Genomic DNA, 25,537 nt, shown 5'->3' on the forward strand with positions numbered 1-25,537 from the left:
GGACAATGAGATAGGATTCACCCCCGCCCGAACAAGCGCGCCATCTCCCCCGCGCCCAGGCGCAGATAGGTGGGGCGGCCATGGCTGCAGGTGGCGGCGCGCGGCGTGCGCTCCATGGCGCGCAGCAGCGCATCCATCTCGGCCGGCGTCAGGCGGCGCCCGGCGCGCACCGAGCCATGGCAGGCGAGCCGCGCCACCGCGGCATCAAGGCGCAGGGCCAGCGCCTGGCCCTCGCCGCCCTCGGCCAGTTCTTCCGACAGGTCGCGCAGCATGGGCGCGGGGTCGGCGGTGCCGAGCAGGGCGGGCAGGGCGCGGACCAGAACGGCGCCCTGGCCGAAGCCTTCCACCTCCAAGCCCAGGCGCGCGAGGTCGGGCGCCGCCTCCACCAGCCGCGCCGCGCCGGGCAGTTCCACCACGGCGGGGATCAGCAGGGGCTGGCTGCGGACGCCGCCTTCCAGCAATTCGGCGTTGAGGCGTTCGTGGGTGAGGCGCTCATGGGCGGCGTGCTGGTCCACCAGGATCAGCGCGCCATCGGGCGCTTCCGCCAGGATGTAGGTGTCCATCATCTGCGCCACGGCGCGGCCGAGCGGGTGGTCCTGCGGCACGGGTTCGGGGGGAGCGGCCTCGACCGGCACGGGCGGGGCGAAGGCGAGCGGCAGGCGGGCCTCCGCGAAGCCGGTCAGCGGCGGCGGGGGCGTGGAAAAGCGCAGCCCTGACGGGCCCGCATAGCCGAGCGACGTGCCCACGACCCCTTGCCCCAATGCGCGCCGCAGCGCCGAGATCACCGCGCCCCGCACCCCGTTGGAATCGCGAAAGCGCAGTTCGGTCTTCATGGGGTGGACGTTCACATCCACCTCGGCGGGCGGCACCTCCAGGAAAAGGGCCGCCACCGGGTGCCGCCCCGGCGCCGTCACGTCGCGATAGGCGGCGCGCAGCGCCATCCGCAGCATGGGGTCTTTCACCGGGCGGCCATTCACCACGAAATGCTGCTCGGCCGAGGTGGCGCGGGTGAAGGCCGGCCCGCCGGCCAGGCCCGTGATGCCCGGCCCCTCCACCGGCCGCGCGGCTGCGGCGAATTCGGGGCCCAGCAGGGCCTCGACCCGCGCCTCGCGGGGGGCAGGTGCCAGGTTCAGGACGCGTCGCCCATCCAGGCTGGCCTCGAAGCCCACCTGCGGCCAGGCGAGGGCCAGGCGCCGCAGCGCATCCATGGCCGCATCGCCTTCGCTGCGGGCGGAACGCAGGAACTTCCGCCGGGCGGGCGTGGCGAAGAAGAGGTCCGTCACCTCGACGCGCGTGCCCGGCGCGCCGGAGGCCGGTTGCACCAGCCCCTTGCGCCCGCCCTCGACGGTGATGCGGTGGGCCGCGCCATCGCGCGGGCAGGTGGTGATGGAAAGCCGCGCCACCGCGCCGATGGAGGGCAGCGCCTCGCCCCGGAAGCCCAGCGTGCCGATGGCGAAGAGGGTCGCTTCCTCGGGCAGCTTGGAGGTGGCGTGGCGCTCCACGCACAGCTCCAGATCCTCGGGCGACATGCCATGCCCGTCATCCTCGACCAGCACGCGGCCGATGCCGCCTTCCTCCAGCTCCACGCGGATGTGGCGGGCGCCGGCATCCAGCGCGTTCTCCACCAGCTCCTTCACCACGGCGGCGGGGCGCTCCACCACCTCGCCGGCGGCGATGCGGTTGGCGGTCGCGTCGGGGAGGAGGCGGATCATCCCCCGCCCAGTTTCAGCAACTCGGCCAGCAGCCCGGCCGTGCTGGAATCATGCGCGCCGACCTCGCCCGTCTCCAACTCCCGCGCGATGGGCGTGGCCATCACCTTGCCCAGCTCCACCCCCCATTGGTCGAAGGGGTTGATGCCCCAGAGCGCGCCGAGCACGAAGACCTTGTGCTCATAGAGGGCGATCAAGGCCCCCAGCGCCGCCTCGTCCATGCGGGGCATGAGGATGGTGTTGGAAGGCCGGTCGCCCTGGAAGACGCGGTGTGGCAGCAGGCGCGCGATCTCGGCCTCCGCCACGCCGGCGGCCTCCATCTCGGCGCGCACGGCCTCCGCGTCACGGCCCATCAGCAGCGCCTCGGCCTGGGCCAGGCCGTTGGCCAGCAGGATGTTGTGGTTGTCCGCATGGGTGTGGTCGGGGCGGGCCACCAGGATGAAGTCCACCGGCACATGGCGCGGCCCCTGATGGACCAGCTGCATGAAGCTGTGCTGGGCATTGGTGCCGGGCTCGCCGAAGACCACGGGGCCGGTGGCGCGGGGCACGGGGGTGCCGTCCACGGTCACGCCCTTGCCGAGGCTTTCCATCTCCAGCTGCTGCAGGTGCGCGGGCAGGCGGCGCAGGCGCTCGTCATAGGGCAGCACGGCGCGGCGGTGCAGGCCGAGGCCGTTCACATGCCAGGCCTCCACCAGCGCCAGCAGCACGGGCAGGTTCTTCTCCAGTGGCGCGTCGAGGAAATGCCGGTCCATCGCCCGCGCCCCTTCCAGCAGGGCCGCGAAACGGTCCCAGCCCAGCGACAGCGCGAGCGACAGCCCGATGGCCGACCAGAGCGAGAACCGCCCCCCCACCCAGTCGCGGAAGGGGAAGACCCGGTCCTCGCCGATGCCGAATTCCGCCGTGGCCTTCAGGTTGGTGGACAGCGCCGCGAAATGCGAGGCCGCGCCGTTCGGCCCCACGCTCGCCTCCATCCAGCGCTTCACCAGATGGGCATTGGCCATGGTCTCCTGGGTGGTGAAGGTCTTGGAGGCCACCAGCACCAGGGTCCGGCGCGGGTCGAGGCTGGGCAGCACCGTCTCCCACCCATGCCCGTCCACATTGCCCAGGTGGATGGGCCGCATCGGGTCGCCCGCGCGCCACAGGGCGCGCCCGACCATGACCGGCCCGAGGTCGGACCCGCCGATGCCGATGTTCAGCACCGTGTCGAAGCGCTGGTTGGTGGCGCCGCGGATTTCGCCGCGATGGATGGCGGTCGTGAAGGCCTCCATGCGCGCCAGCACCTCGGCGGCCTCCCGGTGCGCCTCGCCGCCCGCGCCCGGCAGGTCGCCACGCAGGGCCATGTGCAGGGCGGCGCGGCGCTCGGTGCTGTTGACCTGCTCGCCGCGGGCCATGGCGTCGCGCCCCCCGGCCACATCGGCCGCGCGGGCGAGGTCCAGAAGCGCGGCCAGCACCTCGTCCGAGACGGAGGTCTTGGAGATGTCCAGCAGCAGCCCGCCGCCCTTGTGGTGGAAGCGGGCGAAGCGGTCCGGATCGGCCGCGAAGAGCGGGCGGATGGCGGCCGCCCCGGGCGCCGCCGCCAATGCCTCGACCTTCGCCCATGCCGCTTCCATCGCCGCCCCCACCGCTGCCGCCATCCTGGCCCCTCCTGAAATCCTTTGCCGGAGGGAAGGTTACAGCCCTTGCGGCTGCCCGGCCACCGCCAGCGCCAGGGTGTTCGCGCGCAGGAAGCGCCGCCCCGCGCGCGTCACGTCCTCGCGCGTCAGCGCCGCCAGCCGCGCCGGCCGCCCGGCCAGCCATTCGGGTGCGCGGCCGGTCTGGCGCAGCCCCAGCAAAAGCGAGGCGGTGCGCCGGCTGTCGGTGAATTGCAGCGGCAGGGAGCCGGCCAGGAAGGCGACCGCGTCGCGCAGCTCCTCCTCGGTGGGGCCGTCCTGCGCCATTTCCGTCCAGCCCTCGCGCACCAGGCGCCAGACCTCGCTGGCCCGGGCGTTCTCGGTGGAGACGACGCCCTGCACCAGCGCCTGCCCGAAGGCGACGGAGAGCCCGGCGCCGATGCCATAGGTCAGCCCGCGCTCCTCGCGGATGGTCCGCATCAGGCGCGAACTGAAGCCGCCGCCCGCCAGGATGCGCAGCGCCACCTGGCTCGCCTCCCAGTCCGGGTCGGTGGGGGGCAGGGCGTCCTGGCCGAAGACCATGTGCGACTGCGGGCCCGGCATGGGGCGTAGCATCTTGCCGAACATCTCCATGGGGCCGGGGGGCGTGAGTTCGGGCGGGGTGCCGGGGGGCAGGGCGCCGAACAGCTCACCCAGCACGGAACGCAGCCCGGCCGCGTCCAGCGCGCCGGCGGCCACCACCTGCACGCCGCCGCGATGAAGCTGCGCTTCCAGCGCCGTGCGGATGTCACCGGTGGTGATGGTCCCGATGGTCTCGGGCGTGGCGGCCCGGCCGAGGCTGGAGCGGGGAAAACCCGCCTCCCAGAAGGCGCGGCGCGCCACGGCGCCGGGGCTTTCCGTCTGCTGCCGCGCGGCCAGCAGGGCGCGGGCGCGCACCCGGGCCACGGCGTCCTCGTCGAGGCGCGGGGCGGTCATGGCCAGCCGCGCCAGCGGCACGGCCTGGGGCAGCGCGTCGGTCAGGGTGCGGAAGCTACCCTCGAAGACATCGGCGCGGGCGGAGAAGCCGAGGCCGATCCCCTCATCGGAGAGCGCATCGCTGAACTCGGTGGCGCGCAGGTCGCCCGCCCCCTCGGTGAGCAAGGAGGCCGCCATGCCGGCCAGCCCCTCGCGCCCCTCGGGCTCCAGCGCCTGCCCGCCGGCCCAGGACCAGGCGACCGAGACGACGGGCACCGAATGATCCTCGACGAGCCAGGCGGTGACGCCGCCCGCCTCGACGATCTGGATGGGCACGGAGAAGCCGCGCCGCGCGGGCAGCGTCACGCCGAACTGGGTCTCGGACATCAGGCGTCTCCGGGCAGCAGCCAGCCGGCCATGTTGGCCCCCGGCGCGCCGAGAACCTGGCGCGCGGCGGCATTGACCTGTTCGAGGGTGACGGAGGCGAGGCGTTGCGGCCAGAACTCCACGGCGTCCAAGGGCAGGCCGATGGACAGCGCGCCGCCCAGCATGCGCGGCGCGGCGCCCAAGCCATCCAGCGACAGCAGGGCGCCGGCCGTCTCCTGGCGGATGGAGCGGCGCAGCTCGGCCTCCGTCGCGCCGGAATCCAGCAGTTCGGACAGCACGGTGTTCAGCGCCTGCTCGATGCGCTCCGTGCTCACGCCCGGGCGGGGGGTGGCATAGAGGAAGAAGCTGCCAACCCCCAGCACTTGGCCGGAATAGGAGGCGCCGGCGCCGACGGCCAGCCCCTCCTCCACCAGCGCCTTGTGGATGCGCGAGCCGGTGCCGCCGCCCAGCAGATGCGCCAGCACGTCCAGCGCGTCATGCCGCGAGCGGTCGCCCCAGGTGGCGGAGGGGGCGGCGAAGGCGCGCAGGAAGGAGGGTTCGCGCACGCCCGGGTCGCGGCGGATCAGGCGTGCCTCGCCCGCCGCCTCGGGCGGGGCGGCGCGGTCGCGGATGACCTCGGGGCGGGAGGGGACGGGGCCGTAGAATTCCTCGGCCCAGCGGCGCAGATCGGCCTCGCGCACATCGCCCGCCACCACCAGGGTGCAGTTGGAGGGCGCGTAGAAGCGGGCGTGGAAATCGATCATGTCCTGCCGGGTGATGGCGCGGATCTCATCCTCCCAGCCGATGATGGGGCGGCCGCGCCAATGCTGCGGGCCCCACAGGGTGGCGTCGAACTCCTCGCGGAAGCGGCTGCGGGGGTTGGATTCGACCACCTGGCGCCGTTCCTCCAGCACCACGGACCGCTCGGCCTCGTATTCATCGGGCGGCATGAGGGGGGCGGCGAGGCGGTCCGCCTCCAGCCGCATCATCAGCGGCAGGCGCGAGGCCTCGACCGTCTGGAAATAGGCCGTCATGTCGCGGCTGGTGAAGGCGTTGTCCTGCCCGCCCTCCCGCGCCACCACGCGGCTGAAGGCGCCGGAGGGCACGTTGGGGCTGCCCTTGAACATCATGTGTTCGAGATAGTGCGCGATGCCGGACTTGCCCGCCGGGTCCTCGCCGGAGCCGGCCGCCACATAGAGGTAATGGGCCGCCACCGGCGCGCGGCGGTTCTCGGCCAGCACCACCCGCAGCCCGTTGTCCAGCGTCCAGCTCACGGCGCCGAAGAGCGGCTGGTCCGGCCCGCGGCGGGCGGTGCGGAGCGGGGGTGTGGCCGCCTGGGCCAGCCCCTCGCGCGGGGTGGCGAGGGCGGGCAGGGCCAGGCTGGCGGCGGCGCCCTTCAGCGCGGTGCGGCGGGTCAATGCGATCATCCGCCGCATGTGGGGAGGCGGGGGCGGCTTCGCCAGAATGCCGCCAAGCTTCCCGTGGTCAGGATCACCAGAAGCGCAGGCGATCCAGGCTGAGGTTTTCCAGCACCCCGCGCCGCTCGGGCTGGATGATGGGCGTCTCGCCCTCCACCACCGGGCGGCCCAGGGCCGCGTTCTCGCGCAGGCGCTGGGCCTCGCGGTTCGGGTCCACCGGCACGCCGGGGGGCGGCGGGTCGCGCCAGAAGAGGGCCCGGTCCACCAGGGTGCGGTTCACATTCTCGGTCCGGGTGGCTTCCTGGTCGAGGGTGGAGCGGATGTCCTGCGGCACGGGGGTGCCGGTCTGCGCCAGCAGGGCGGCCTCGCCCGGGGTGGGGGCGGCGGGGCGGCCGGGCACGCCGCCGGTCAGCAGCGCCTCGGCCTGCTCGCGCGCGGCGCGTTCCTGCGGGCGGGTGGTGCCCGGGCGCGGCGGCGGCAGCTGCCCCAGCGAGGGCGGCATGGAGAGCGGCGCGCGCGTCATCACCTGGAATTCATCCGGCGCGTCGCGCGTCAGGCCGAGCGTGCGGGCGGTGTCCTGGCCGCAGCCGGCCAGGAGGCCCGCTGCGAGCACGGCGCCCAGCAGGGGGCGAAATTGAGGGGCAAGCTTCATGACGCTTCCTTGCGCTTGCTTTCCGGCCGGATCAAGGCGTCCCCCACCAGGGCGAGCACCCCGCACACGATGGCCGCGTCAGCGACGTTGAACACATACCAGTGCCAGCCCCAGGCGTGAACGTCCACGAAGTCCACCACCGCGCCAAATCGCAGCCGGTCAATGACATTGCCGATGGCGCCGCCGATGACGGCGCCGAGCGCCAGGGCCACGAGGCGCGTCTCGGCCCGGCTGAGCCAGCGCAGCAGGAAGCCCGCCACCACCAGCGCGATTCCGGCCAGGATGACGTGGTTCCAGGCGCCCTCGCCCGAGAACAACCCGAAGGTGACCCCCCGGTTCCAGACCATGGTGAGGTCGAGCCCCACCGGGCCCAGCGCCAGCAGCGGGATGTGCTGGCGCAGCGGCAGTTCCACCACCTCCAGGATCCACCACTTGCTGGCCTGGTCGGCCAGCAGCAGCAGGGCGGCGAAGATGAGGCCGGTGCGGAGGGGGTGCGTCACGCGGAGACCACGGCCTCGCAGCGGCGGCAGAGGGTGGGGTGGGCGGCGGACTGGCCCACCTCCTCCAGCACCTTCCAGCAGCGGTCGCATTTCTGGCCGGGGGCCAGCGCCACGTCGAGGCTGGTTTCCGCCCCCTCCGCCAGCGTGACCTTCGAGACGATGAGGGTTTCCGCCCAGGTCGCGGCGTCCAGCGTGGCGGCCGCGTCGGCCGGCGCCAGGGTCAGCGTGACCGCGGCCTGGAGCGAGGAGCCGAAGGTGCCATCGCGCCGGTGGTCCTCCAGGCTGCCCGTGACCAGCTTCCGCAGGCGGCGGATATCGGCCCATTTCGCGGCCAGCGCGTCATCCCGCCAGTTTTCTGGCAGTTCCGGGAAGAGCTGGAGATGCACGCTTTCGGCCCCCTCGCCAAAGCGGGCGGCCCAGGCTTCCTCCGCCGTGAAGACCAGCACCGGCGCCAGCCAGGCGCAGAGGCAGCGGTGCAGGCTGTCCAGCACCGTGCGCGCGCTGCGGCGGCGCAGCGAATCCTGCGCGTCGCAGTAGAGGCTGTCCTTGCGGATGTCGAAATAGAAGGCGCTGAGGTCCGTCGCGCAGAAATTGTGGATGTCCGGCAGCACGCCGTTCCAGTCATGCGTGGCCACGGCGCGGCGCACGCGCGCATCCAGTTCCGTCAGCCGGTGCAGCACCCAGCGTTCGAGTTCCGGCATCTCGGCCACCGGCACGCGCTCCGTGCCGTCGAAGCCGGCGAGGTTGCCCAGCAGCCAGCGCAGCGTGTTGCGGATGCGGCGGTAGAGTTCCGCCTGCTGCTCCAGGATGTTCTTGCCGATGCGGAGGTCTTCGGCCGTGTCGGAATTCATCACCCACAGGCGCAGGATATCGGCGCCGTATTTGGCGATGACCTCCTGCGGCGCGGTGACGTTGCCGAGCGACTTGGACATCTTCCGCCCGCTCTCATCCAGCACGAAGCCATGCGTCAGCACGGCCTTGAAGGGCGCCACCCCGCGCGTGCCGACGGATTCCAGCAGCGAGGATTGGAACCAGCCGCGATGCTGGTCGCTGCCTTCCAGATAGAGATCGGCCGGGAAAGGCAGGTCGCGCGGGGGCAGGACGAAGGCGTGGGTGGAGCCGGATTCGAACCAGACATCCACGATGTCCATGACCTGTTCGTAGTCGTCCGGGTTGCGGTCGTTGCCCCCGCCGGCGGAGCCGGCCTCAGGATTGAGGAACCGCGCGGCCGCGTCGGGCTGGTACCAGGCATCCGCGCCCTCGCTGCGGAAGGCGTCCACGATGCGCTGCATCACCGTGGGGTCGCGCAGCACCTCGCCCGTGCGCTTCTCGACGAAGACGGCGATGGGCACGCCCCAGGCGCGCTGGCGGCTGATGCACCAGTCGGGCCGCGAGGCCACCATGCCGCCGATGCGGTTGCGGCCGACATCGGGGATGAAGGTGGTGGCGGCGATGGCGTCGAGCGACTTTTGCCGGATGGCATTGCTGTCATCCATCGCGATGAACCATTGCGGCGTCGCGCGGAAGATGACGGGCTTCTTGGAGCGCCAGCTGTGCGGGTAGCTGTGCGTCAGCTTGCCCTTGGCGACGAGGGTGCCGGCGGCTTCGCAGGCGGCATAGACGGCATCATGCGCCTTGAAGACGTGCAGGCCTTCGAAGCCGGGGGCGTGGTGGGTGAAGGTGCCGTCATCATTCACCGTCTCGGGCACCGGCAGCCCATGCGCGCGGCCGAGGTTGAAGTCGTCCTCGCCATGGCCGGGGGCGATGTGGACGAAGCCGGTGCCGGCCTCGGTGGTGACGAAATCGCCCGGCAGCAGCGGCACGTCGAAATCGTAGCCGGCCCCGCGCAGCGGGTGGGCGGCGATGGCGCCGGCCAGTTCCGCGCCCTTCAGCACGCGGTGCAGGCTGTGCGCGCCCAGCCCCGCATCCTCGGCGAATTTCGGCAGCAGGGGCAGGGCGACCAGCAGCGTTTCGCCGACGCGCAGATGGCTGCCCTCGGCCACGCCCTCCACATGCACCAGCGCGTAGTCAATCTCCGGCCCATAGGCCACGGCGCGGTTGCCAGGGATGGTCCAGGGCGTCGTGGTCCAGATCACCACGCTGGCGCCCGCCTCCGGCCCGCTCACGATCGGGAAGCGCGCCCACAGCGTCGGGCTCACATGGTCGTGATACTCGATCTCCGCCTCGGCCAGCGCCGTCTTTTCCACCGGGCTCCACATCACCGGCCGCAGCCCGCGATAGAGCGAGCCATTCATCAGGAACCGCCCGATCTCCTCGACGATCACGCTCTCGGACGGGAAATCCATCGTGGCATAGCGGTTCGCCCAATCCCCCGCGACGCCCAGGCGCGAAAATTCCTTGCGCTGCACCTCCAGCCAATGCGCGGCATAGGCGCGGCATTCGGCGCGGAACTCCAGGACGGGCACCTCGTCCTTGTTCTTCTTCTTCGCGCGGTATTCCTCCTCGACCTTCCACTCGATGGGCAGGCCGTGGCAGTCCCAGCCGGGCACGTATTCGGCGTCATAGCCCGACATCTGCGCCGCGCGGTTGATGACGTCCTTCAGGATCTTGTTCAGCGCGTGCCCGATGTGCAGCGGGCCGTTCGCATAGGGCGGGCCGTCATGCAGCACGAATTTCGGCCGCGCGGCCGAGGCCTCGCGCAGCTTCCGCCACAAATCCTGCTGCGCCCAGCGGGCCAGCATGGCGGGCTCGCGCTTGGGCAGGTCGCCCTTCATCGGGAAGGGGGTCTGCGGCAGGAAGACCGTCTGCCGGTAGTCGCGCGGGGGAGGGGCGTCGTTCATGGGGCGAGGGTCTCATCCCCGCGCAAGGCGGGGCGTCAGGGGTGGCGCGCGAAGGGGTTCCCGGCCCTCAGACGAGGACCGGGCCGGGAATTCGAAAGATCGGCGCCTGGTGCATGCTGTGGATATGCGTGCGCCCCGCACCCCTGGTCAAGCCAGCAGCGCGCGGGCGGCCGCGGCATCGGCCGCGATCTGGGTGGTGAGTTCCTGGAAGTTCGCGAATTTGCGCTCATCCCGGATGAAGGCCAGCAGCGCGACCTCGACCTCCTGCCCGTAGAGGTCGCCCTGGAAATCAAACAGATGCGCCTCCAGCCGCGAGACGGGGTCGCCTCCCAGGGTCGGCCGGCGGCCGAGATTGGCGACGCCCGGCACCACCCGCCCATCGGCCAGGGTCGCGCGCACGGCATAGACGCCCCGCGCCGGCTCCAGGTGGCGGCCGAGCGGAATGTTGGCCGTGGGAAAGCCGATGGTCCGCCCCCGCGCATCCCCGTGCGTGACGGGCCCGCGGATGGACCAGGGGCGCCCGAGCAGAACCGCCGCGCGTTCCGGATAGCCATCCTGCAATTGCCGGCGGATGCGGGTGGAGCTGATGGGCCCCTCGCTGTCCGCCAAATGCCGCACTATGGAAAGCCCGATGCCCCGCGCCTCGGCCGCCGCCTGGAGAACGGCGATGTTGCCGCCGCGCCGGTGGCCGAAGGCGAAGTCGCCGCCGCAGGCCAGGTGCCTGGCACCCAGGCCCCGGTGGAGTACGTCCTCCACGAAGGCCTCGGCCGACATGGTGCTGAACGCGCCGTCGAAGGGCACCGCCACCACGGCCTTCGCGCCCAGCCCCGCCAGCGCCGCCGCCTTGGCCGGCAGCAGGGTCAGGCGGAAGGGCGGGTCATCGGGCCGAAAGTGCTCGCGCGGGTGGGGTTCGAAGGTCAGCGCCACCAAAGGCAGGTCGGGCCGCGCCTGGTGGGCGGCGGCCAGCACCGCCGCATGGCCCCGGTGCACCCCGTCGAAATTGCCGAGCGCCACCGTCCCGCCGCGCGCCTCGGGCGGCAGGGCGCGCCAATCCGTGTGGATCATGTCTCGGTCTTCGTCATCCAGCGGGTGATGGCCGGCGGCGTCCAGGCCTCCAGCGCGTCCAGCGCGGCCTCGGGCGTGTCGGCGCGGAGCGCCAGGCCCGCGTGGCGCGGCTGCACGAATCCGCCCTCCACCATCCGGTCCAGCAGGGCGAAGAAGGGCGCCCAGTAGCCATCCGTGTCGAGATAGACCAACCCCTTCCCATGGATGCCGAGCTGCGCCCAGGACTGGATTTCCACGCTTTCCTCCAGCGTGCCGATGCCGCCGGGCAGCACCACGAAGCCGTCGGAGAGCTCGTTCATCATCTGCTTGCGGACATGCATGGAGGGAACGACGCGCAGCTCGGTCACGCCGCCATGGCCGAGCTCGCGGTCCATCAGCGCCTCGGGGATCACGCCGATCACCTCGGCGCCGGCCTTGATGGCGGCATCGGCCACGATGCCCATCAGCCCCACCTTGCCCCCGCCATAGACGAGGCCGAGGCCCCGCGCCGCGATGGCGCGGCCGAGTGCCGTGGCCAGTTCGGCATGGCGCGGGTCGGCCCCCGGCTGGGCGCCGCAGAAGACGCAGACGCGGCGGAAGGGCGCGTCAGCCACGGGCCGGCACCATCACCGTCGCTTCGCCCTCGATCACCGGCTTGCCGCCGACGAGGCAGGTGGTGCTGAGCGTGGCGCGGCGCTTGGCCGGGTCGAGCGCCGTGATTTCCACCACCGCCGTCACCGTGTCGCCGATCTTCACCGGCGCGCGGAATTTCAGCGTCTGGCCCATATAGATGGTGCCCGGCCCCGGCAGCCTGGTGCCCAGCACGGCCGAGATCAGCCCGGCCGAAAGCATCCCATGCGCGATGCGCTGCTTGAACATGGTGCCGGCCGCGTGCTCGGCATCAATATGGACGGGGTTGGTGTCGCCCGAGACGGCGGCGAACATCAGGATGTCCGCTTCCGTGATGGTCTTGGAAAAGCGCGCCGTCTGGCCGACGCTGAGGTCCTCGAAGGCGAAACCGTCCATGTGCTAGCAGCCCCTGCTTTCTCGCGGCCAGGGTGTAGCCGCTCAGGCGCCGGGCGCAACAGGGTTCAGCGGCGCGTCTCGGTGCGCCCCAGCTGGCGGCCCTGGGCGTCGTAATGGCGCGTCACGCCGCCGCGCGTCTCGGAGCGGCCGGTCATGCGGCCCTGGGCGTCGTAGTGGCGCTGGGTGTCGCCCCGCGTCTCGGTGCGGCCGGCCGCGCGGCCCTGCGCGTCATAGAGGCGGGTGGTGTCGCCCCGGACCTCCGCCCGGCCGGTGGCACGCCCCTGGGCGTCATAGTCGCGCCGCGTGTCCCCGCGCAGCTCGCTGCGGCCGGTGGCGCGCCCCTGCGCGTCATACTGTCGCAGCGTGTCGCCGCGCCGCTCCTCGCGCCCCAGGCTGCGCCCCTGTGCATCGAATTCGCGCTTGGTCTGCCCCGAGGCGTCGAGCGCCGGCAGGGAGAGGAGGAGGGCGGTGAGGAAGGCGGGCCACATGCGGCGAAGCCTTCCCCGCCCTCATGGCGTCAAGAAGGCAGCAATCGGGCGATGGTGACCTCGCGCAGCGTGCGATCCTCCAGTTCCAGGGAGGTCGGCACGGCGTGGCGGGAGAGGGGTTCCAGCCCCTCGCGCGGGAGGTAGGCGCGGCCCGGATCGGCCAGCCAGACCTCGATGCCCGCCGCCGCCATGGCGCGCAGCCAGGGCAGGATATGGGCGGTCATCGGCGCCTCGTAGCAGACATCCCCGGCCAGGATGACGTCCCAGCGGGGCGGGTCGCCCACCACGTCGCGGTCCTGCGTGGTCACGGAAACGCCGTTGAGCGCGGCGTTCAGGCGGATGGCGGTGACGGCCATGGGGTCAATTTCCGCGGCCTCGACCATCGCGGCGCCCGATTGCGCGGCGGCGATGGCCGCGATGCCGCAGCCCGCCGCGAAATCCAGCACCCGCCGCCCGCGCACCCGTTCGGGCGCGTCCAGGATGCTGCGCGCCAGGGCCTGCCCGCCCGGCCAGGCGAAGGCCCAGAAGGGGGGCTCGATGCCCTTCCGCGCCAGGAATTCCTCGCTGGCGTGCCAGATGGGGGTGATCTCGCTGGCCAGATGCAGCCGGATTTCCGGCACCAGCGGCGCCGTGCCGATGGTGGTCTGCGCCGTGATGAAGCCCTCGGCGTTCAAACCCGGCCGACCAGCATGGCCAGCGCCACCACGAAGCCCACCTCGCGGTTGAACTTGAACAGGGCGAGGCAGCGCGCGGGGTCATGGATGTCCAGCGCCCGGATCTGCCAGGCCAGCATCCCCGCCGGCACCAGCAGGGCCAGGTAGTACCAGGCCGACAGCCCCGCCACCGCGCCCGTCACCGCCAGCAGCGCCACCGTCCCGGCATAGCAGGCGGCGAGGAAGGGCCGCGTGCGCTCACCAAATTTCAGCGCGGTGGAGCCGATGCCCAGCATTGCGTCATCCTCGCGGTCCTGGTGGGCGTAGATGGTGTCGTAGCCGAGAATCCAGAGGATGGTGGCGGCGTAGAGGGGCAGCACCTCCCACCCCAGCGCGCCCGAGGCCGCCGCCGGCCCCATCACCGCGCCCCAGCCGAAGGTGAAGCCCAGCACAAGCTGCGGGTAGTCCGTCACCCGCTTGGCCGCCGGGTAGAGCACGATGGGCAGCAGCGACAGCACGCCCAGCCAGATGGCCGTGGCGCTCAGTTGCAGCAGGACCACCAGCCCGATGGTGCAGAGCAGCGCGAGGAACGCCACCGCCTGCCGCGGCGTGACGGCGCCGGAGGCCAGCGGGCGGCCCCGCGTGCGCTCCACCTTCGCGTCAATGTCGCGGTCCCAGAGGTCGTTCACCACGCAGCCCGCGCCGCGCATCACGAAGGCGCCCAGCAGGAACAGGAAGGCGAGCCACAGCCCGAAGCCCCAGGACGGCGCCAGCAGCGCGATCCCCCACAGCCCGGGCAGGAAGAGCAGCCAGGCGCCGATGGGCCGGTCGGCGCGCATCAGCAGCGCATAGGGCCGCCAGGCGGCCGGAAGGCGCGCGACCCAACCCTGGGTTCGAATGTCGGTGTAGCCTTGCACGGCGCCATGCAGCACGGCACATCGGGCCATGTCCATCCCTCGGGTCCACATGGAACAGGCGCTGGCGGAGGGGGCGGAATGCGCCCTCACCCCCGCCCAGGCGCACCATCTGGGCGTGGTGCTGCGCCGCGCCCCCGGCGCCGCCCTGCGCGCCTTCAACGCCACCGATGGCGAGTTCGACGCCGAACTCACCGCCCTGCGGAAGGAGCGCGGCGCGGTGCGGATCGGCCCCCGCCGGCGCGAACCCGTGGTGGAGCCCGAGTTGCGCGCCCTCATCGCCGGCCTCAAGCGCGATGCGATGGGCTGGGCGGTGGAAAAGGCCACCGAACTGGGCGCCACCCGCATCATCCCCGTGCTAACCCGCCGTTGCGTGGCCGAGGGCGGCAAGACCGAGCGCCTCGCCGCCATCGCCCGCGGGGCCGCCGAGCAGAGCGAGCGGCTGTCGGTGCCGGTGGTGGACCCCGTCCGCCCGCTGCACGCCGTGCTGGATGGCTGGGACGGCACCCCCCTGTATGTCGCCGCCGAACGGCGCGAAGCCCGGCCCCTGCTGGAATTTCTGCCCGCATTGTCAGCCCCTTGCGCCTTCCTGGTGGGGCCGGAGGGCGGGTTCGAACGGGCCGAACTTGACGATCTGGCCCGGCGGCCCTTTGTTTCACTGGCCTCGCTCGGGCCGCGCGTCCTCCGCGCGGAGACGGCGCTGGTGGCGGGTCTGTCGGCGATGTCCCTCTCGCTCGACCACCCGCCTGACGCATCAGGAACACGAGCACCGCATGTCCAACCCCGGCCAGGCTGACCCGACGCCGATCACCCACGCGCGTCAGTTGGCGGAATGGTTCGCCGCCGGCTGCAAGCCGCGCGAGGCCTGGCGCATCGGCACGGAGCACGAGAAGTTCGGCTTCCGCCGCGCGGACGGCACGCCGCCGAGCTACGAGCACCAGGGCATCCAGGCCATGCTGGAGGGCATTGAGGCCAAGGGCTGGGCGCCCATCACGGATGCCGGGAACGTCATCGGCCTGACGCGCGGGGGCGAATCGGTCAGCCTGGAGCCGGGCGGGCAGTTCGAACTCTCCGGCGCACCGACGCAGACCCTGCACGAGACGCGCCTGGAACTCGCCGCCCATCTGCGCGACGTGCATGAGGTGGCGGCCCCGCTGGGCCTCGGCTTCGCCGGCATGGGCTTCCACCCGGTGGCGACGCGCGAGGCGATGCCCTGGATGCCCAAGTCCCGCTACAAGATCATGCGGCGCTACATGCCCACCAAGGGCGGCCTCGGCCTCGACATGATGCTGCGCACCTGCACCGTGCAGGTGAACCTCGACTTCGGCGACGAGGCCGACATGGTGGAGAAGCTGCGCGTCTCGCTCGCCTTGCAGCCGCTGGCCACCGCGCTGTTCGCGTCCTCGCCGCTGCTGGAGGGCAAGCCCTCGGGCTTCAAGTCGCTGCGCGGCCGCGTCTGGACCGACACGGACCCGGACCGCACCGGCATTCCCGCCTGCGTCTTCGAGGAGGGCTTCGGCTTCGAGCGCTTCGCGGAATATGTGCTGGACGTGCCCATGTATTTCGTGGCGCGCGATGGTGTGCTGCACGACGTGGCCGGCGCTTCCTTCCGCGACTTCATGGCGGGCCGCTTGCAGGCCCTCGCCGGCATCCCCGCCACCATGGGCGATGTGGCGGACCATGTGACCACCGTCTTCACCGAGGTCCGCCTGAAGCGCTTCCTGGAAATGCGCGGCGCCGATTCCGGCAGCGCCGCCATGATCCTGGCCAAGCCCGCCTTCTGGGTGGGGCTGCTCTATGACGACGCGTCCCAGAAGGCCGCGCGCGCGCTGACCCGCAGCTGGACGCTGGACGAGGTCATGGCCATGCGCGCCGAGGTGCCGCAGCAGGCCCTCCAGGCGCGCATCGCGGGGCGCGAATTGCGTGACGTGGCGCGGGAGGTGCTGGCCATCAGCGCCGACGGGCTGCGCGCGCGCGGCCTGGGCGAGGAAGCCTATCTCGCGCCGCTCTGGGAAATTGCGGAAAGCGGGATGACGCAGGCGGACCGCGTCCTCCAGCTCTACCACGGGCCCTGGGCGGGTGATGCCGCCCAGGCCCTCAGCTTCTGCGAGATGTGACCATGCTGCACGGCCGCCGGATCCTGCTGATCGTCTCGGGCAGCGTGGCGGGGTTCAAGGCGCTGATGCTGGCGCGGCTGCTGCGTGCGGAGGGGGCGACGGTGCGCGCGGTGCTGACCTCGGCCGGGGCGCGTTTCGTCACGAAGGAAAGCCTCGCCGCCATCACGGGCGAGACGGTGCAGGATGACCTCTGGGCCGCCGAGGCCGAGATCGGCCATATCCGCCTGGCACGCTGGGCGGAGGTGGTGGCGGTGGTGCCAGCCTCCGCCAACCGTCTCGCGCAGATGGCGCATGGGCTGGCGGATGATCTGGCCGGGTGCGTCCTGCTCGCGACCCGCGCGCCGGTGCTGGTCGCACCCGCCATGAACCCCGCCATGTGGGAGCACGCTGCCACGCGCGCGAATGTGGCGCTGCTGGCGTCACGCGGCGTGCGCTTCGCCGGGCCGGTGGAGGGTGCCATGGCCGAGCCGGAGAGCGGCGCGGGGCGGCTGATGGAGCCCGACGCGATCCTCGCTGAAATCCGGGCCGTGCTGTCGGGCGGGCCTTTGAACGGCCGCCATGTGCTCGTCACCAGCGGACCGACGCATGAGCCGATTGATCCCGTGCGCTACATCGCCAACCGCAGCAGCGGGAAGCAGGGGCACGCCATCGCGGCGGCGCTGGCCCGGCTGGGCGCGCGCGTCACGCTGGTCAGCGGCCCGGTGCAGGTGCCGGACCCCGCAGGCGTGCAGGTGGTGCGCGTGCAGACGGCGCGCGAGATGCTGGCGGCGTGCGAGGCCGCACTCCCCGCCGATGCCGCCATCTGCGCCGCCGCTGTCGCCGATTGGCGCGTGGCCGCCGAGGCCGGGCAGAAGATGAAGAAGGAACCGGGTGCGGAGGCGCCGACGCTCGCCATGGCGCTGAACCCCGACATCCTCGCCACGCTCTCGCGCCATGCCAGCCGTCCGCGCCTGGTGGTGGGCTTCGCCGCGGAGACGGAGAAGGTGGTGCAGCACGCGCGCGAGAAGCTGGCGCGGAAGGGCTGTGATTGGATCGTGGCCAATGACGTCTCGGGCGATGTGATGGGGGGGGCGGAGAACGCCGTGCACCTCGTCACCGCCTCGGGCGTCGAGGATTGGCCGCGCGCGCCCAAGGAGGAGGTGGCGGCGCGCCTCGCCGCGCGCGTGGCGGAGGCGCTGGCATGATCCGCGTTTTGGTGCAGCGCCTGCCGCATGGCGCCGACCTGCCGCTGCCCGCCTATGCCACCGAGGGCGCGGCGGGCATGGACCTGCTGGCCGCGCGCGACATGGTGCTGCCGCCCGGCGGTCGCGCCTTGGTGCCGACCGGCATCGCGGTCGCGCTGCCCGAGGGCCATGAGATGCAGGTGCGCCCGCGCTCCGGCCTCGCGCTCAAGCATGGCGTGACGGTGCTGAACGCGCCCGGCACGGTGGACGCGGATTATCGCGGCGAGGTGGGCGTCATCCTGCTCAACACCGGGGACGCCCCCTTCGCCATCGCGCGCGGCGACCGCATCGCCCAGGCCGTCTTCGCGCCCGTGACGCGCGCCGGCTTCGAGGAGGTGGTGGTGCTGCCCGAGACGCGGCGAGGCGCCTGCGGCTTCGGTTCCACGGGCTGACACCCCATATCCGCCGCCATGGACCTCGATTTCACCGAAGACGAACTCCAGCGCTACTCGCGGCACATCCTGCTGCGCGAGGTGGGCGCCATCGGCCAGGCGAAGCTGCGGGCGGCGCGGGTGCTGATCGTGGGGGCGGGCGGGCTCGGCTCGCCGCTGGCCCTGTATCTGGCGGCGGCCGGCGTGGGCACGCTGGGGCTGGTGGACCATGACGTTCTGGAGCTTTCCAACCTGCAGCGGCAGGTGGCGCACGCCACCGCGCGGGTGGGCCAGCGGAAGGTGGACAGCGCGGCGGAGGCGCTGCGGGGCCTGAACCCCGAGGTGAAGCTGGAACTCCATCCCCGCCGCATGGACGCCGCGGCGGCGCGCGAACTGATCCCGCAATACGACGTGATCTGCGACGGCACCGACAACTTCCCCACGCGCTTCCTGCTGGGCGATGCCTGCCATCTGCTGGGCAAGCCGCTGGTGAGCGCGGCCGTGCTGCGCTTCGAGGGCCAGCTTTCGGTGTTCCGCGCGCATGAGGGGGCGCCGCACCCCTGCCACCGCTGCCTGAACCCCGAACCCCCGCCGCCCGGCCTCGTGCCCTCCTGCTCGGAGGCCGGCGTGCTCGGCGCGGTGGTGGGCGTGATGGGCACCTTGCAGGCCACCGAGGTGCTGAAACTGGTCATGGGCATCGGCGAGGGCATGTCCGGCCGCCTGCTGCTGTGGGACGCGCTGGATGCGCGCTTCCGCACCGTGCGCCTGCGGCGCGACCCGGCCTGCGCGCTGTGCGGCGAGCACGCCACCATCCATGACCTTTCGGCGCATCCGGGATGAGCGCGCCCCCTATCCAGACAAGCTTGGGCGTGCTGCTGATCTCGGGCGGGCATGAGCGCGCGCATTACGCGCTGATGACCGCCACCGCCGCCGCCGCCATCGGGCGCGAGGTGACGCTCTTCGCCACCAATGCCGGCTGCCGCGCGCTGCTGGCCGATAACCCCTTGTTGCTCGATGCGCGCGAGGAGAGGCTGGCCGCCGCCGGCATCGCCACCCTCGCCGAATTGCTGGAGGCCGCCGAAGCCTTGTCCCTGCGCCGCATCGCCTGCGAGGCCGGGCTGCGCGCCGAGGGCCTGCACGAGGCGCCGCTCGCACCCGGCGTGGAGGTGGCGGGCCTCGTCACCTTCCTGAACGCCGTGGGCGCCGGCCAGGTGGTGACACTGTAATCCGAGGCTTGCACCCCCACCGGCCGATGCGGCAGCCTTGCCGCAACGGAACCCACCGGGGGGTGACAACTTGGCCTATGCGCTGCAGCAGCTGATCAACGGCGTGGCCCTGGGGATGATCTACGGCCTCATCGCCGTGGGCTACACCATGGTCTACGGCATCATCGGCATGATCAACTTCGCCCATGGCGATATCTTCATGGTGGGCGCCTTCGTGGCCCTCATCACCATCGTGCTGCTGCTCTCGGGCGGGATCATGGAGGGGCCGGGCGCCATCATGCTGGTGCTGCTGGTCTCCATGTGTGTCACCGCGCTGTATGGCTGGACGGTGGAGCGCGTGGCCTACCGCCCGCTGCGCGGCTCCTTCCGCCTGGCGCCGCTCATCTCCGCCATCGGCATGTCCATCGTGCTGCAGAACTATGTGCAGGTGGCGCAGGGGGCGCGGGTGAAGCCGCTGGAGCCCATCGTCCCCGGCGGCTTCACGGTGCTGACCGAGGGCACGTTTGTCGTGCAGGTCAGCTGGATGCAGCTGGTCATCGTGCTGGTCACGCTGGCGGTGCTGGCCGTCTTCACCTGGCTGGTGACGCGCACGGCCCTCGGCCGATCCATGCGCGCCTGCGAGCAGGATAGGCGCATGGCGCAGCTTCTCGGCATCAACACCGACCGCGTCATCAGCATCACCTTCGTCATCGGCGCCTCGCTCGCGGCCGTGGCGGGCATGATGTACCTGCTGCGCTATGGCGTGATTGATTTCTACATCGGCTTCCTCGCGGGGGTGAAAGCCTTCACGGCGGCTGTTCTCGGCGGCATCGGCTCGCTGCCCGGCGCGGTGCTGGGCGGGCTGCTGATCGGGCTGATCGAGACCTTCTGGTCCGCCTATTTCAGCGTGGCCTACAAGGACGTGGCCACCTTCGCCATCCTCGCCATCGTGCTGATCTTCATGCCGACGGGGCTGCTCGGCCGCGCCGAGGTCGAGAAGGTATGAGGGGCCTCGACCCCCAGGCGGCGCTCAAGGACATGCTGCTGGCCGGGCTCGTGGCGCTCGGCCTCTTCGCGCCGCTGGTGGGGCTCAGGACGGATGTGGCGCCCACCGGCGCCTTGTTCATCCGCACGCGCTGGACGGATGTGGCCATCATTGTGGGCCTCGTCATGGCGGGGCGTCTGGCCATGCACATCTTCCTCGCGCGGCGCGAGGCGCGGGCGGCCATGGCGGATTTGTCCAAGCCCGGCCGCTTCGCCACCCAGGCGGCTTGGCTCGCGCGCATCCTGGGGCCGGTGCTGCTGGGCGTGGCACTCCTGCTGCCGGCCATTCCCGGCGTGGGCCGCTATGAGCTGGATCTCGGCATCCTGGTGCTGACCTACATCATGCTGGGCTGGGGGCTGAATATCGTGGTGGGCCTGGCGGGCCTGCTCGACCTCGGCTACGTCGCCTTCTACGCGGTCGGCGCCTATTCCTATGCGCTGCTGGCGCAGTATTTCGGCTTCTCCTTCTGGCTCTGCCTGCCGCTGGCGGGCATCCTCTCGGCCTTCTGGGGCATCCTGCTGGGCTTTCCCGTGCTGCGGCTGCGGGGCGACTACCTGGCGATCGTCACACTCGCCTTTGGCGAGATCATCCGCATCGTGCTGCTGAACTGGGTTTCGCTGACGGGTGGGTCGAACGGCATCTCCGGCATTCCGCGCCCCTCCTTCTTCGGCCTGCCCTTTTCCATGGAGGGCGGCCCCGGCACCTTCGCGGGCTTCTTCGGCATCGAGCCCTCGCCGGTGCACCGCGTGATCTTCCTGTATTACCTGATCCTGGCGCTGGCCATGCTGACCAACTGGGTCTCGGTGCGGCTGCGCCGGCAGCCCTTGGGCCGCGCATGGGAGGCGATGCGCGAGGACGAGATCGCCTGCCGCAGCCTCGGCATCAACATCCGCAACACGAAGCTCTCGGCCTTCATGATTGGCGCCATGTTCGGCGGCTTCGCCGGCGCCTTCTTCGCCACGCGCCAGGGCTTCATCAGCCCGGAGAGCTTCACCTTCATCGAGAGCGCCATCATCCTCGCCATCGTGGTGCTGGGCGGGCTGGGCAGCCAGATCGGCGTCGCCATCGCGGCCATCGTGATGATCGGCGGCTTCGAGCTGTTCCGGGACCTGGAGGAATGGCGGATGCTGGTCTTCGGCGCGGCGATGGTGCTGATCATGGTCTGGCGCCCCCGTGGCCTCGTCGGCAGCCGCCAGCCCACGGTGGTGCTGCGCGAGCGCCGCCGCATCGGCAGCGAGCATGTGGCCGAGGGCCGCGGCTGATGGCGCAACCCATCCTGGAGGTGGACGCGCTCTCCATGCGCTTCGGCGGGCTGAAGGCGGTGGACGAGGTGAGCTTCACCGCGCGCGCCGGCGACATCACCGCCGTCATCGGCCCCAACGGCGCGGGCAAGACCACGGTGTTCAACTGCATCACGGGCTTCTACCGCCCCACCGCCGGCCGGCTGCTGCTGCACCGGGAGGGCCGCGCCACCGAGTTGCAGAAGCTCCAGGGCCACGACATCGCGCGCGCGGGCATCGCGCGCACCTTCCAGAACATCCGCCTCTTTCCCGGCATGACGGCGCTGGAGAACCTGCTGGTGGCGCAGCACCGGGCGCTGATGCGCGCCTCGGGCTTCGCCATCGGGGCGGTGCTGGGCCTTTCGCGCTATCCGGCGGCGGAGCGTGGCGCCATCGCGCGCGCCACGCGCTGGCTGGAGGCGACGGGCCTGATCGAGCGCGCGGACGACCCCGCGGGCGCGCTGCCCTACGGCCAGCAGCGGCGGCTGGAGATCGCGCGGGCCATGTGCACCTCGCCCCTGCTGCTCTGCCTCGACGAGCCCGCGGCGGGGCTGAACCCGCGCGAATCCGTGGACCTCGCCCGCCTGCTGCGCGCCATCCGCGATGGCGCGGCTGCCGAGGGCGAGCCGCCCTGTTCCCTGCTGCTGATCGAGCACGACATGGGCGTGGTCATGGGCATTTCCGACCGCGTGGTGGTGCTGGACCATGGCAAGAAGATCGCGGACGGCACGCCCGCCGAGGTGCGCGCCGACCCGCGCGTCATCGCGGCCTATCTGGGCGAGGGGGAGGAGGACGAAGCCCCCTCCGAGGCCACGCCATGACCATGCTGCACCTGGACAATGTCACCGCCGGCTATGGCGCGGTGCAGGCGCTGAAGGGCGTGACCATCGAGGTCCATCCCGGCGAGATCGTGACGCTGATCGGCGCGAACGGCGCGGGCAAGTCCACCCTGCTGATGACGCTCTGCGGCGACCCGCGCGCGCGCTCGGGCCGCATCAGCTTCGAGGGGCGGGACATCACGCAGATGCCCACCCACGAGATCATGCAGTTGGGCCTCGCCCAGGCGCCGGAGGGGCGGCGCATCTTCCCGCGCATGACGGTTCGGGAAAACCTGCTGATCGGCGCGCAGGTGGCTGGCCATGACCCGGGGCCGGAGCTGGAGCGTGTCTTCGCCATCTTCCCGCGCCTGCACGAACGCCAGGCGCAGCGCGGCGGCACGCTTTCGGGCGGGGAGCAGCAGATGCTCGCCATCGGCCGCGCGCTGATGTCGCGCCCGCGCCTGCTGCTGCTGGACGAGCCTTCGCTCGGCCTCGCCCCCCTCATCGTGCGGATGATCTTCGACACCATCCGCCGCCTGAACGCGGAGGAAGGGCTGACGGTGCTGCTGGTGGAGCAGAACGCCAACCAGGCGCTGCGCCTGGCCCATCGCGGCTATGTGCTCGTCACCGGCCAGATCACCATGGCGGGGACGGGCGCGGAATTGCTGGCGCGGCCGGAGGTGCGGGAGGCCTATCTGGGCGGGCATTAGCTTTTGTTGGGCAGGGCGATTCACCGCTCCGGCGATTCCGCCTGCGCGGATCGCGCTCCAGAAGCTTTCCTGTTCCCCCGCGTGCCGCGCTTCGACTAGCCTTTTCCCACGGCCGTCACGGCCCCATCCAGGAGGAAAGAATGTTCAACAGACGTGTCCTGCTCGGCGCCACGGGGGCCGCCGCGCTCTCGGCGCCCTCCCTCGTCCAGGCGCAGTCCGGCCCCATCCGCGTGGCCTCGGTCGGCCCCATGACGGGCCAGTATGCCGCCTTCGGCACGCAGCTTCGCATCGGCGCGGAGGCCGCGGTGGCCGACCTGAACGCGGCCGGCGGCGTGATGGGCCGGCAGCTGGCGCTGGAAATCGGCGATGATGCCTGCGACCCGCGCCAGGCGGTGAGCGTGGCGAACCAGCTCGCCTCGCGCCGCGTGCGTTTCATCGCGGGGCATTTCTGCTCCGGCTCCTCCATCCCCGCGCGCGACGTCTATGCGGAGGAGGGCGTGCTGATGATGAGCCCCGCCTCCACCAACCCGCGCTTCACCGAGGAAGGCAAGTGGAACACCTTCCGCGTCTGTGGCCGCGACGACCAGCAGGGCCAGGTGGCCGGCACGCATATCGCGCGACAGATGGGCGACCAGCGTGTCGCCATCCTGCACGACAACTCCGCCTATGGCCGTGGCCTCGCGGAGGAGACGAAGAAGGCGATGAACGCCGCCGGCAAGCAGGAGGAGATCTTCGCCGCCTATACGCCCGGTGAGCGCGACTACAACGCCATCGTCTCCCGCCTGCAGGCGGCGAACATCCAGGTGCTCTACATCGGCGGCTACCACACCGAGAGCGGGCTGATCCTGCGCCAGGCGCGCGAGCGCGGGCTGAACCTGACGCTCATCGGCGGCGATGCGCTGGTGACGAACGAGTTCTGGCAGATCGCGGGCCCGGCGGGCGAGGGCACGCTGATGACCTTCGCCTCCGACCCCCGCCGGCGCCCCACGGCGGCAGAGGTCGTGGCCCGCTTCCGCGCCCGCAATGTGGATCCGGAGGGCTACGTCCTCTACACCTACGCCGCCTTGCAGATCTGGGCCGCGGCCATGGCGCGCACCAATGCCGATGACCCGCGCCGTATCGCCGCCACGCTGAAGTCGGGCGGGCCGTGGCAGTCGGTGCTGGGGCCCATCAGCTTCACCGACAAGGGCGACCCGACCGAGCCCGACTACGTCTTCTACCGCTGGAACAACGGGGCCTACGCGGAGATCAGCTGACCTCCGCGCGGCAAGACAGGGGCTTCAGAACCCCGCCGTCAGCCGCAGCCCCAGCAGCATCGCGTCCGGCAGGGCGCGCGTGGGGCTGCGGCGGGCGTCGGGCTCGCCGGCGGCGGGGTTGAACATGGCCTGCACGAAGGGCCGCACGGCGAAGCGGTCCTCGATGACCGAGAGGTTGTAGTTCACCTCCAGCACCGTCTCGTGGCTGCGCACGGGGCGGTCCTCGCCGAAGGCGATCAGGTCGCGGTCCAGGCGGCGTGAGCGCGCGCCGATCCGCGCGTGCGAGACGCCGACCGAGAGCGTGTCCGCCTCGCGGCCGAAGGGGCCGCTCCAGGCCAGGCCCGCATCCAGTTGCAGCGACACGGCGTTGCGGTCGCCGGGCTGGGCGAAGCCGCGCGCGAAGACCGCCACGTGCTGCCCCTCCCCGCGCCAGACCACCGCCTCGGCCACGGCATAGCCGCCGTAATTGCCCGCGATGCGCCGGGGCTGGCCGCTGCTGGCGGGGTCGGCGAGCGAGAGGCCCATGTCGTCCCGCCGCACATCGTCGAAGCGCGCGGAGTGGTACCAGCCGCCCAGCTTCACCGTCCAGGGGCGCGGGGTGTGCGCCTCGGGCGCGCTGCCGCCGGTGACCGCCTCCGCGATCACGAAGGCGCCGCCGCGCGTGCTGAAGTTCAGCCCGTGGCGGTTGTGGCGCTGCGGGTCCGCATCCGCGAGGTACCGCCCGCCCGGATCACCCGAGAAGAGGCCGATGCGGAAGCCCGTCGCCTCCTCCGGGTCGCCCAGCGCCAGGCGCAGGCCGGGTGTGGCCAGCGGATAGGCCGGCCCGCCCGAGGGCAGCGCGCCCGCCAGCGCCACCGGCCAGCCGAAGGTGCCGTTGACCAAATGCTCGGCCGCGCTGGCGGTGGCGAATTCGCTGTCGGCGGCGAGTTGGCCGAAGCGGAAGGAGCCGTGGCCGAAGAGGTCCCGCTCCAGCCAGAGTTCGAACAGGCGGAAGGTGGTCAGCGCCTCGATGTTGCTGGCGGGTGCGAGGCTGCCCACGCGGTCCAGCGTGGGCTGGCGGCCCCATATGCCCATGGCGCTGGCATGGCCGCGCCAGCCATCCAGCCCGGCGAGCGTGCCGAAATCGGCCGTCAGGCCAAGCCGCACCTGGCCCACGGCCGAGACGCCGCGCCGCACGCCGCCGGTGGCGACGCCCACCGTGTCCAGCGTGCCCTGCACGCTGGCGCAAAGGCCGGGGGTGAGGGCCAGGCCCTCCTCGCAGCCATTGTCGCCATGGGCATGGGCGGGTGAGGAGAGCAGCAGCGGCGCAAGCAGCGCGGCAGGGAGAAGGTGGCGCATCAAGGATTCCGCAGGTGATAATGTTATTTTATAACAGTA

Annotated in this window: 25 protein-coding genes; 11 read left to right on the plus strand and 14 right to left on the minus strand. The window is 71.8% G+C overall.

Going from position 1 to position 25,537, the window contains the following annotated elements:
- Window positions 1-17 precede the first annotated feature (17 nt).
- From mutL to ubiA, 13 genes are all read right to left on the minus strand, one after another.
- Window positions 18-1,712, minus strand: coding sequence for a DNA mismatch repair endonuclease MutL (gene mutL, locus JTN19_RS02685; RefSeq protein WP_206930206.1), 1,695 nt, complete (start codon window positions 1,710-1,712; stop codon window positions 18-20).
- Complete coding sequence (gene pgi, locus JTN19_RS02690; RefSeq protein WP_206930208.1) at window positions 1,709-3,343, minus strand: glucose-6-phosphate isomerase; 1,635 nt, start codon at window positions 3,341-3,343, stop codon at window positions 1,709-1,711. Before pgi ends, mutL begins: the two co-directional genes overlap by 4 nt.
- A 36-nt stretch (window positions 3,344-3,379) precedes the next feature.
- Entirely contained in the window at window positions 3,380-4,660 is a 1,281-nt protein-coding gene (locus JTN19_RS02695) for a M16 family metallopeptidase (protein ID WP_206930210.1), read from the minus strand.
- On the minus strand, window positions 4,660-6,066 hold the full coding sequence (locus tag JTN19_RS02700) for a M16 family metallopeptidase (RefSeq protein ID WP_206930212.1): 1,407 nt from the start codon (window positions 6,064-6,066) through the stop codon (window positions 4,660-4,662). Before JTN19_RS02700 ends, JTN19_RS02695 begins: the two co-directional genes overlap by 1 nt.
- 64 nt (window positions 6,067-6,130) lie before the next feature.
- Window positions 6,131-6,709: a DUF3035 domain-containing protein gene (locus JTN19_RS02705; protein WP_206930214.1), complete on the minus strand. Its 579-nt coding sequence runs from the start codon at window positions 6,707-6,709 to the stop codon at window positions 6,131-6,133.
- Window positions 6,706-7,209: a signal peptidase II gene (gene lspA / locus JTN19_RS02710; protein WP_340643267.1), complete on the minus strand. Its 504-nt coding sequence runs from the start codon at window positions 7,207-7,209 to the stop codon at window positions 6,706-6,708. The genes JTN19_RS02705 and lspA overlap by 4 nt, the downstream gene beginning before the upstream one ends.
- Window positions 7,206-10,010 (minus strand): isoleucine--tRNA ligase, encoded by a 2,805-nt coding sequence (gene ileS / locus JTN19_RS02715; RefSeq protein ID WP_206930217.1) that lies wholly within the window; start codon window positions 10,008-10,010, stop codon window positions 7,206-7,208. The genes lspA and ileS overlap by 4 nt, the downstream gene beginning before the upstream one ends.
- Window positions 10,011-10,157: 147 nt before the next feature.
- Window positions 10,158-11,075, minus strand: coding sequence for a bifunctional riboflavin kinase/FAD synthetase (locus JTN19_RS02720; RefSeq protein ID WP_206930219.1), 918 nt, complete (start codon window positions 11,073-11,075; stop codon window positions 10,158-10,160).
- Complete coding sequence (locus JTN19_RS02725) at window positions 11,072-11,668, minus strand: TIGR00730 family Rossman fold protein (protein WP_206930221.1); 597 nt, start codon at window positions 11,666-11,668, stop codon at window positions 11,072-11,074. The genes JTN19_RS02720 and JTN19_RS02725 overlap by 4 nt, the downstream gene beginning before the upstream one ends.
- Window positions 11,661-12,080: a MaoC family dehydratase gene (locus tag JTN19_RS02730; protein ID WP_206930224.1), complete on the minus strand. Its 420-nt coding sequence runs from the start codon at window positions 12,078-12,080 to the stop codon at window positions 11,661-11,663. The genes JTN19_RS02725 and JTN19_RS02730 overlap by 8 nt, the downstream gene beginning before the upstream one ends.
- 65 nt (window positions 12,081-12,145) lie before the next feature.
- Window positions 12,146-12,568 carry a type IV secretion protein Rhs gene (locus JTN19_RS02735; RefSeq protein ID WP_206930233.1) on the minus strand — a complete coding sequence of 141 codons (423 nt, stop codon included), beginning with the start codon at window positions 12,566-12,568 and terminating at the stop codon, window positions 12,146-12,148.
- 29 nt (window positions 12,569-12,597) lie between these two features.
- A complete protein-coding gene (locus JTN19_RS02740) occupies window positions 12,598-13,242 on the minus strand; it encodes a class I SAM-dependent methyltransferase (RefSeq protein ID WP_206930235.1) in 645 nt (214 codons plus the stop codon).
- The gene (ubiA, locus tag JTN19_RS02745) at window positions 13,239-14,174 is read right to left on the minus strand and encodes a 4-hydroxybenzoate octaprenyltransferase (RefSeq protein WP_206930237.1); all 936 of its coding nucleotides are present in this window, start codon (window positions 14,172-14,174) and stop codon (window positions 13,239-13,241) included. Before ubiA ends, JTN19_RS02740 begins: the two co-directional genes overlap by 4 nt.
- Here ubiA and JTN19_RS02750 point away from each other — a divergent pair.
- From JTN19_RS02750 to JTN19_RS02800, 11 genes are all read left to right on the plus strand, one after another.
- Window positions 14,167-14,931 carry an RsmE family RNA methyltransferase gene (locus JTN19_RS02750; protein ID WP_206930239.1) on the plus strand — a complete coding sequence of 255 codons (765 nt, stop codon included), beginning with the start codon at window positions 14,167-14,169 and terminating at the stop codon, window positions 14,929-14,931. The two genes, ubiA and JTN19_RS02750, sit on opposite strands and share 8 nt — an antisense overlap.
- Window positions 14,909-16,252, plus strand: a complete 1,344-nt coding sequence (locus JTN19_RS02755) for a glutamate--cysteine ligase (protein ID WP_206930241.1) — start codon at window positions 14,909-14,911, stop codon at window positions 16,250-16,252. Before JTN19_RS02750 ends, JTN19_RS02755 begins: the two co-directional genes overlap by 23 nt.
- 2 nt (window positions 16,253-16,254) lie before the next feature.
- Window positions 16,255-17,436 (plus strand): bifunctional phosphopantothenoylcysteine decarboxylase/phosphopantothenate--cysteine ligase CoaBC, encoded by a 1,182-nt coding sequence (coaBC, locus tag JTN19_RS02760; RefSeq protein WP_206930380.1) that lies wholly within the window; start codon window positions 16,255-16,257, stop codon window positions 17,434-17,436.
- On the plus strand, window positions 17,433-17,867 hold the full coding sequence (gene dut, locus JTN19_RS02765) for a dUTP diphosphatase (RefSeq protein ID WP_206930243.1): 435 nt from the start codon (window positions 17,433-17,435) through the stop codon (window positions 17,865-17,867). The genes coaBC and dut overlap by 4 nt, the downstream gene beginning before the upstream one ends.
- Before the next feature lie 18 nt (window positions 17,868-17,885).
- Window positions 17,886-18,686 (plus strand): HesA/MoeB/ThiF family protein, encoded by an 801-nt coding sequence (locus JTN19_RS02770; protein WP_206930245.1) that lies wholly within the window; start codon window positions 17,886-17,888, stop codon window positions 18,684-18,686.
- Entirely contained in the window at window positions 18,683-19,072 is a 390-nt protein-coding gene (locus JTN19_RS02775) for a DsrE family protein (RefSeq protein WP_206930247.1), read from the plus strand. The genes JTN19_RS02770 and JTN19_RS02775 overlap by 4 nt, the downstream gene beginning before the upstream one ends.
- A gap of 70 nt (window positions 19,073-19,142) precedes the next feature.
- Window positions 19,143-20,057: an ABC transporter permease subunit gene (locus JTN19_RS02780; protein ID WP_206930248.1), complete on the plus strand. Its 915-nt coding sequence runs from the start codon at window positions 19,143-19,145 to the stop codon at window positions 20,055-20,057.
- Entirely contained in the window at window positions 20,054-21,358 is a 1,305-nt protein-coding gene (livM, locus tag JTN19_RS02785) for a high-affinity branched-chain amino acid ABC transporter permease LivM (protein ID WP_242530804.1), read from the plus strand. Before JTN19_RS02780 ends, livM begins: the two co-directional genes overlap by 4 nt.
- A complete protein-coding gene (locus JTN19_RS02790) occupies window positions 21,358-22,197 on the plus strand; it encodes an ABC transporter ATP-binding protein (RefSeq protein WP_206930250.1) in 840 nt (279 codons plus the stop codon). The genes livM and JTN19_RS02790 overlap by 1 nt, the downstream gene beginning before the upstream one ends.
- Complete coding sequence (locus JTN19_RS02795; RefSeq protein WP_456315785.1) at window positions 22,194-22,904, plus strand: ABC transporter ATP-binding protein; 711 nt, start codon at window positions 22,194-22,196, stop codon at window positions 22,902-22,904. Before JTN19_RS02790 ends, JTN19_RS02795 begins: the two co-directional genes overlap by 4 nt.
- 140 nt (window positions 22,905-23,044) lie before the next feature.
- A complete protein-coding gene (locus JTN19_RS02800; RefSeq protein ID WP_206930253.1) occupies window positions 23,045-24,160 on the plus strand; it encodes a branched-chain amino acid ABC transporter substrate-binding protein in 1,116 nt (371 codons plus the stop codon).
- A 24-nt stretch (window positions 24,161-24,184) separates the two neighbouring features.
- On the opposite strand, the gene JTN19_RS02805 is transcribed toward JTN19_RS02800, so the two are convergent.
- On the minus strand, window positions 24,185-25,498 hold the full coding sequence (locus JTN19_RS02805) for a carbohydrate porin (RefSeq protein WP_206930255.1): 1,314 nt from the start codon (window positions 25,496-25,498) through the stop codon (window positions 24,185-24,187).
- Window positions 25,499-25,537: the final 39 nt, after the last annotated feature.

Origin of the sequence: Roseococcus thiosulfatophilus (genome assembly GCF_017311575.1) — a bacterium.
Classification (GTDB): domain Bacteria; phylum Pseudomonadota; class Alphaproteobacteria; order Acetobacterales; family Acetobacteraceae; genus Roseococcus; species Roseococcus thiosulfatophilus.

What these genes read in the sequence shown, in the direction of transcription:
- mutL (WP_206930206.1), bottom strand. Translation starts at nt 1,712, where the DNA reads ATGATCCGCCTCCTCCCCGACGCGACCGCCAACCGCATCGCCGCCGGC.
- pgi (WP_206930208.1), bottom strand. Translation starts at nt 3,343, where the DNA reads ATGGCGGCAGCGGTGGGGGCGGCGATGGAAGCGGCATGGGCGAAGGTC.
- JTN19_RS02695 (WP_206930210.1), bottom strand. Translation starts at nt 4,660, where the DNA reads ATGTCCGAGACCCAGTTCGGCGTGACGCTGCCCGCGCGGCGCGGCTTC.
- JTN19_RS02700 (WP_206930212.1), bottom strand. Translation starts at nt 6,066, where the DNA reads ATGATCGCATTGACCCGCCGCACCGCGCTGAAGGGCGCCGCCGCCAGC.
- JTN19_RS02705 (WP_206930214.1), bottom strand. Translation starts at nt 6,709, where the DNA reads ATGAAGCTTGCCCCTCAATTTCGCCCCCTGCTGGGCGCCGTGCTCGCA.
- ileS (WP_206930217.1), bottom strand. Translation starts at nt 10,010, where the DNA reads ATGAACGACGCCCCTCCCCCGCGCGACTACCGGCAGACGGTCTTCCTG.
- JTN19_RS02720 (WP_206930219.1), bottom strand. Translation starts at nt 11,075, where the DNA reads ATGATCCACACGGATTGGCGCGCCCTGCCGCCCGAGGCGCGCGGCGGG.
- JTN19_RS02730 (WP_206930224.1), bottom strand. Translation starts at nt 12,080, where the DNA reads ATGGACGGTTTCGCCTTCGAGGACCTCAGCGTCGGCCAGACGGCGCGC.
- JTN19_RS02735 (WP_206930233.1), bottom strand. Translation starts at nt 12,568, where the DNA reads ATGTGGCCCGCCTTCCTCACCGCCCTCCTCCTCTCCCTGCCGGCGCTC.
- JTN19_RS02750 (WP_206930239.1), top strand. Translation starts at nt 14,167, where the DNA reads ATGTCCATCCCTCGGGTCCACATGGAACAGGCGCTGGCGGAGGGGGCG.
- ubiA (WP_206930237.1), bottom strand. Translation starts at nt 14,174, where the DNA reads ATGGACATGGCCCGATGTGCCGTGCTGCATGGCGCCGTGCAAGGCTAC.
- JTN19_RS02755 (WP_206930241.1), top strand. Translation starts at nt 14,909, where the DNA reads ATGTCCAACCCCGGCCAGGCTGACCCGACGCCGATCACCCACGCGCGT.
- coaBC (WP_206930380.1), top strand. Translation starts at nt 16,255, where the DNA reads ATGCTGCACGGCCGCCGGATCCTGCTGATCGTCTCGGGCAGCGTGGCG.
- dut (WP_206930243.1), top strand. Translation starts at nt 17,433, where the DNA reads ATGATCCGCGTTTTGGTGCAGCGCCTGCCGCATGGCGCCGACCTGCCG.
- JTN19_RS02770 (WP_206930245.1), top strand. Translation starts at nt 17,886, where the DNA reads ATGGACCTCGATTTCACCGAAGACGAACTCCAGCGCTACTCGCGGCAC.
- JTN19_RS02775 (WP_206930247.1), top strand. Translation starts at nt 18,683, where the DNA reads ATGAGCGCGCCCCCTATCCAGACAAGCTTGGGCGTGCTGCTGATCTCG.
- livM (WP_242530804.1), top strand. Translation starts at nt 20,054, where the DNA reads ATGAGGGGCCTCGACCCCCAGGCGGCGCTCAAGGACATGCTGCTGGCC.
- JTN19_RS02790 (WP_206930250.1), top strand. Translation starts at nt 21,358, where the DNA reads ATGGCGCAACCCATCCTGGAGGTGGACGCGCTCTCCATGCGCTTCGGC.
- JTN19_RS02795 (WP_456315785.1), top strand. Translation starts at nt 22,194, where the DNA reads ATGACCATGCTGCACCTGGACAATGTCACCGCCGGCTATGGCGCGGTG.
- JTN19_RS02800 (WP_206930253.1), top strand. Translation starts at nt 23,045, where the DNA reads ATGTTCAACAGACGTGTCCTGCTCGGCGCCACGGGGGCCGCCGCGCTC.
- JTN19_RS02805 (WP_206930255.1), bottom strand. Translation starts at nt 25,498, where the DNA reads ATGCGCCACCTTCTCCCTGCCGCGCTGCTTGCGCCGCTGCTGCTCTCC.